Origin of the sequence: Microbulbifer rhizosphaerae, from assembly GCF_014191725.1 — a bacterium.
In the GTDB taxonomy this organism is placed as follows: Bacteria; Pseudomonadota; Gammaproteobacteria; order Pseudomonadales; family Cellvibrionaceae; genus Microbulbifer; species Microbulbifer rhizosphaerae.
On sequence record NZ_JACHWZ010000050.1, the window covers coordinates 1 to 5937 of the forward strand.

Sequence of the window (5937 nt, forward strand, 5' to 3'; positions counted from 1 at the left end):
AAACAGCCTTTCATGTCCTGACCCGAAGCCACTGACAGAGAGGAACAACGGAAAATGCAGTGCCAATAGTTGACAAGTCAATCCATATCAGGAGCTTGCTTGCAAGCGAACGACTACGAAGCACTGTCCTTTTTGTCGAGCACATCCCTGTGCTCGACCCTGTGGGCAACTTCGTTGCACCAAATCGCTCCAGGCGATTTGGTCGCCTGCAAGCAGGTTCCTACAAAGAAATCCGTAGGATGGGCAGATTGTTTTTCTATTCGCTTTTTTACAAGCTGGCCCAATTCGCCACCGGTACCCTGTGGCGGCAGATCAACCGACAAACAGACAATAAAAAGCCCATGAAATATCCGACACTCGCGATCTCCCTCGCCGGCCTCGCTCTCGCGACCCTACCCCTGCAGGGCACCGCGGCCAACGCCGCCGAAAATCTCTACCGGGACAACTGCGCCGGCTGCCACGGCGGCGAACCACCGGCTGTCCCCGCCGGGCAGGCGGCGAGGACAATCCGCGAGGGCCTGGCAGATAGGGGCATGCCCGCCTTCGGCGCGCAACTGTCCGACGGAGATATCCGCGCGCTGGCAGAACTGCTCGACGCCCGCTCCCGCGCCCAGTCTTCCCCCAGTGCACCCGGCCCGCTCACCGGCACCGCCATACCCGCACAGAACCTGAATCCGGAGCAGTCTTCCGGCTACCAGTTGGTGAACTCAGAAGCAGATCCCGACCTGCGTTACGTGGGCTACTTCAATACCGGCAGCAGCCTCTGCTACGACGATATAGACCTGAGCGGGGTCAGGAGCGTGGAACTGGAATATGCCAACGGTAATCTCGACCCGGGTCGCTTCGCCCTGATAGCCCACACCGGCAACGGCGAGCCGGTCCACCTGGGGGAGGGGACCACCGCTGTCACCGGTGGTTGGGAAAACTTCCGCAGCCTGCGCGTGGGCCTGTCGCAGCAGTTGGAAGGTCCTCACCAGTTGTGTTTTGGCGGCGTTGCCGGCAGCGGCATCTTCAACCTGCACAGTTTCACCCCCAGCGGCCAGCCGGGCCGCAACGAGGGGATCACCCAACGGTTCGACCTCACCCCCCGGGGCCTGTCCCTGCGCATCGCCTCAGACGCCCTATCGGCGGGGGGCCACCGCTTCCGGCTGGAGCCGGTGGCCAGCGCACCGGGGGAACTCTGGGATATGGACTTTCTCCCGGACGGCACCGCGATCGCCACCCAGAAGGAGGGCCGGTTGTGGCTGTTCAAAAACGGGGAGCGCCGGGGCCCGGTGAGCGGCATTCCGGCAGTGAAATACGAGGGACAGGGCGGCCTGCTCGGGGTCACTGTTCACCCGGATTATGCGGAAAACGGCTGGATTTACCTCACCTATGCAGGTGCCGGCGATAGCGGCGCAATGACCACCGTAGTGCGCGGGCGGCTGAAGGGACTGCGCTGGGTGGACCAGGAGAAAATCTACACCGCTCCCGACCGCTTCTATACCGGCACCAGCCACCACTTCGGCTCCCGCCTGGTGGTGCGTGACGGCTATATCTATTTCAGCGTCGGCGACCGCGGGCACCGGGACGGCGCCCAGGAGACCGGCGATCCCCGGGGCAAAATCCACCGCCTGCACGACGACGGGCGCATACCGGAAGACAATCCCTTCGCCGCGGCCGGCGGCGCCGCCGCCTCGGTGTGGAGCTACGGCCACCGCAATCCCCAGGGTGTGGCCCTGCAGCCTGGGACCGATGCCGTTTGGGCCGTCGAACACGGTCCCCGGGGCGGCGACGAGGTCAACCTGATCCAACGCGGGCGCAACTATGGCTGGCCGCTGATCACCTTCGGTATCAATTACGACGGCACCACCATCAGCGAGTACAACCAACGGGAGGGAATGGAATCCCCCAAACACCACTGGACCCCCTCTATCGCGGTTTCCGGTATCGACTTCTATACCGGCGACCAATTCCCCTCCTGGCGCAACCACCTGCTGGCGGCCAGCCTGGCCGCGCAGCAATTGCACCTGCTGCGTATCGACAGCGACAAAGTGACCGACGACCAGATATTGCTGGACGGCACCGGCCGCATCCGCGGCATCCGCGGCGGACCGGATGGCTATCCCTATCTGCTGATCGGCCGCGATATTTTCCGATTGGAGCCGGTGGAGGGTTAGGGAGCTTCTGAACAAGCCCATTTCGTCACTCCGGCATCTCACCACTGAGCTTAATGGGTAGTAGCCCGTGACTCGGAACTCCGGCGGGTTGCCAGCCCTTACCGGGTAACGAAATTTCACCGTTTGATTTACCACCGGCTTATCCCGGGCACTCTGGGCGTCCTGCTTTTTTCGCTATTGTATTTTTACCCTTGCGACCAAATTGGCGAGAAGATTTCGGTCTTCGGGGCCGATATTTATGAAATGACACAGGGACTGGTCAAAAGGACAAGTAAAATCAAAGAGCTAAATGAGAGTGTGAATATGCGGATATGAGTCTCAAGGACCGTTTTTCCAATATTGTACGATCGTACAATATTGGCTTCAGACTTGACGTTTAAAGGGCTTCAAAGCATGCTGTCGCCAATTGCGTCTTGAAACATGGGGCGAGGGGAAATCAGTCTTTGGGGCTGCGATATAGATGTTAGGTTTTTTGATGAAGGAATCACTCGAAACTCGGTTTGCAAAGTTCCTAGAGCACACGGTCGGTGCTGAATCTATCGATGCGCTGCATACTCCGAGTTCCAATGATCCAAAGATGGCTGATTACTACTTGGCAGACCGAAAAATAGTTGCGGAGTTCAAGTCGCTCAACGCGGATCAGATGGCAAAGGGTGCTGCAGTAGTAGATGAGCACTTATCTAATAAGGAGGAAGTTATCTTCGGAACCTTGCCGTCATCAAGAATTACGGATAGTCCCGAAGAGGAAAAAGCGCTTAAACATAAAATTCAAGACAAAATGACTACTCGAATAAAGAAGGTGTGTAGTAAAGCTAATAAACAATTAGCGAAACAATTCGAGAAGCTTCCACACTTGGCAACCGGCGTTTTGATTTTAATCAACGAGGATAACACCAGCTTACACCCCAGCATGATTGCTGAGCGGGTTATCGATTTTGCAGCGTCGCAACCACGAAGCATTCACTATTGCCTTATGATATTCGAATCTCACAAAATCAAAGCAATGGGTAAGCTGCTTCCTTACCCATTGCTTTTAGATCTGACGCGTAGCGCTCGACAAAGACGTTCATTAGGATTTTTACAGTCAGTCCAATGGCAATGGGCAAAAACGTATGGTCACACGGAAAAGGTCCTATCTGACGAAAGAAATCCTATTGCTTATTTCCCAGAGGATCTTACCTTTGGCGGGTAAAGAACCTAACGAATAAACTACGCGCCTACGGCGCCGGACAGCCTACACTACGCTTCGTTTCGGCTGCCGGCTATTTGGGCGTTATGTGAAAATTCGAATAACGCACTGACTGAGGTGGAACAGCATTGGCTAAAACATATTCATGCTCTTTTCCTTCTATAAGATATTCCGTAGACGCATGCAATGCCTTCATGCAGCATCAAGGTTATATCCATGAGATGGAAGAAAAATTTGAGTCTCTCCATGAATCAGTAGCTGTGTCCACCACTGATTCTGTATCCATTTATGCCAATTTAAAATATTCAGAGATCTTTCCAAAGATTCACAGAGACTCAATTTTCATTTCTACTGTTGGATACCTGGAATACCTGTTGGTAGGGTTTTGTCGAGTCTGTGAAAGAGATTTTTCAGTTAAACAATCAATTAAAAAGCGTTCGAATCTTCGCGATACCTTTATATATTTAACTGACATTGTTGGATTAGATCTTACCCCATTATCTGAAGAAGTTTCATACTTTAATGATTGCTCGTTTATCAGAAATTCCATTGCACATAGAGCGGGTATCATAAGCGAAAACCTTGATCAAGAGGCATTTAATAGATTGCAAAAAAAACAAGAGATAGCGCTAGATACAAACTTCTGTGTAGTTATTTCACGAAATTTTATTCTTGAATTTGTAGCCAACTGTCGGGCGATTTTTATCCAACTTGAAGAGCCTGTAGATAGAAAAATTATAGAGCGCTTTGGACCCTATAATCACCTGACTCCAGATGAGCAATTGGCACTTATAGACAATGCCTGAGGTTCCGGGCAGCGCACATAACAAGCAAATCGTGTCGCAGCGCAAGCGCTGCTTGGACCTCCGCTACGGCGCTCCGCGCCTATACTACGGCCCCATATTTGAACGGTGAGGCTGTAGAAAAACTCGAGCGATTCTTGAGTAGATAAATTTTTCGCGCGGAGGGCGCCCTGAAATGCTTTTCGCCATGCAAAACAAGTCCAGAATTCACGTAGGAGCGCGATTTTCTGAATGAAATATAACCAGAGAGAAGAGGCCGGAGTTTTTCTAAGGCCTCGTTAGATTCAGGAGTGGCGCATGAGTAAAGTTGAAGACTCGGTGAATATCGTCAATGAGATTGTCTTTTCTGCACGGAAGGGAGAGTGCACTTATTGTCACGGCGAAATTCTTGCACGTGCTCGAAACTCGGAAACACCAGCTGAGATTAGTGAATACCTTAAACCCATCGGCGAGGTTGCCTCCTACCACTTCCGGCAATCGGACACGTTGGAGCCATTTGGCCCGATGTTTCAGAGTTCTGATGGGCGATCGGCGGCCCCGTCAGATCTGTGCGCTGAGGATCTGAACAGACTCCGAGAAGTGCTACCTCACATCGAAAGCCTTGAGGTCAAAGCACGAATTTGTGACGTTCTTTGGCTTCGCGAGCGTAAGCCAGATGACGCGAAGTCTGCGATTCATTACTACATTGACGTAGCGAATGACGGGTTCGACCTGGATCACTGGACTTTCGCAGCCGAGTGCGTCGAGCGAGCACTGCGACTAGCAAGTCTTCTCAGGAGAAAAGAACCCCTGTTATGCCAGTCCGTTGCGGACATTTTGCTGGGTTGGCTGAATGACCACTCGGAGTCAGATCAAAAGTTCCTGACCGCGCGCTCCATTTCACTATTGCTTCAGTTCGGATACGGCGATCCGGGCGAGCTTCACAAACAAGCCACACGCATTGCCGAGATCGCACAGCAAGCAAATGACCACCACCGTGCCGAGGAGTATTGGCGGCTTGCGGTGGAAGCTGCAAGATCAGCCGGGGACCAAGAAGGCGCGAATTGGGCACAGACTCAGCTAGCCGAATCCTACGTATCTTGCGCCAGAGGTCACGCGTCATCCGGAATGGTCGCGGCTCACTGGATGCAGAAGGCCGTTGAATCCTACAAGGCTGTACCGGGTTCGAAAGTTCGCCGCGAAGAGCTGTACCAAGAGCTTCTGGAATTTCAGAATGCATCATTGGCGGAAATGGGAAGGTTCGAATATTCGGTCGATGTCACAGATGTCGTCAAAGCATCTGTCGAATTGATGGAGGATCTTTCAGCAACCGATGCGCTGTTCAAGCTTGCCTTTCGTCTAAGCAATCAGCCGAGTTATGACAAGCTCCGGGCGCAGGCATTAGAACTGGCACAGAAGCATCCGCTCTCTTCGTTATTCGGGGCAGTTCATCTTGATCGCGAGGGCAAGGTGGTGGCCAGATCCGAGGGAAGTTTCGGAAGTGATGATGATGGTGTTTCCGATCGAGAAATTTTCCGGCTTGTTGCTCAGGAGCACCAGTTCATTGTCATAGGTCAGCTTGTACCGGCTATAGACGTGCTAGTGACACAGCACGCAATTTCTGAGCAGGACATGCTGGCGATAGTCGCGAACAACCCATTTGTGGAAAGCGGACAGGAACGCTTATATGCGAAGGCTTTGTGGTCCGGGCTGAATGGCGCTGACTTAAGCGCAAGTGTTTGAATTTGCGGAACATTTTTACGCAGCCGTCGCCATTCTCTGCTTTTTGGGGTGTCCATGTCTCCTA

Annotated in this window: 4 protein-coding genes; all 4 read left to right on the forward strand. The window is 53.1% G+C overall.

Annotated elements, in window-relative coordinates:
* Window positions 1-239: 239 nt before the first annotated feature.
* The 4 genes from FHS09_RS22240 (at window position 240) to FHS09_RS22255 (ending at window position 5873) form a co-directional block, all read left to right on the forward strand.
* Window positions 240-2159, forward strand: a complete 1920-nt coding sequence (locus tag FHS09_RS22240) for a PQQ-dependent sugar dehydrogenase (RefSeq protein WP_183464066.1) — start codon at window positions 240-242, stop codon at window positions 2157-2159.
* Between the two features lie 475 nt (window positions 2160-2634).
* On the forward strand, window positions 2635-3351 hold the full coding sequence (locus tag FHS09_RS22245; protein ID WP_183464068.1) for a hypothetical protein: 717 nt from the start codon (window positions 2635-2637) through the stop codon (window positions 3349-3351).
* A 191-nt stretch (window positions 3352-3542) separates the two neighbouring features.
* Complete coding sequence (locus FHS09_RS22250) at window positions 3543-4154, forward strand: hypothetical protein (RefSeq protein ID WP_183464069.1); 612 nt, start codon at window positions 3543-3545, stop codon at window positions 4152-4154.
* Between the two features lie 294 nt (window positions 4155-4448).
* The gene (locus FHS09_RS22255) at window positions 4449-5873 is read left to right on the forward strand and encodes a DUF7380 domain-containing protein (protein WP_183464071.1); all 1425 of its coding nucleotides are present in this window, start codon (window positions 4449-4451) and stop codon (window positions 5871-5873) included.
* The last annotated feature ends 64 nt before the right edge of the window (window positions 5874-5937 follow it).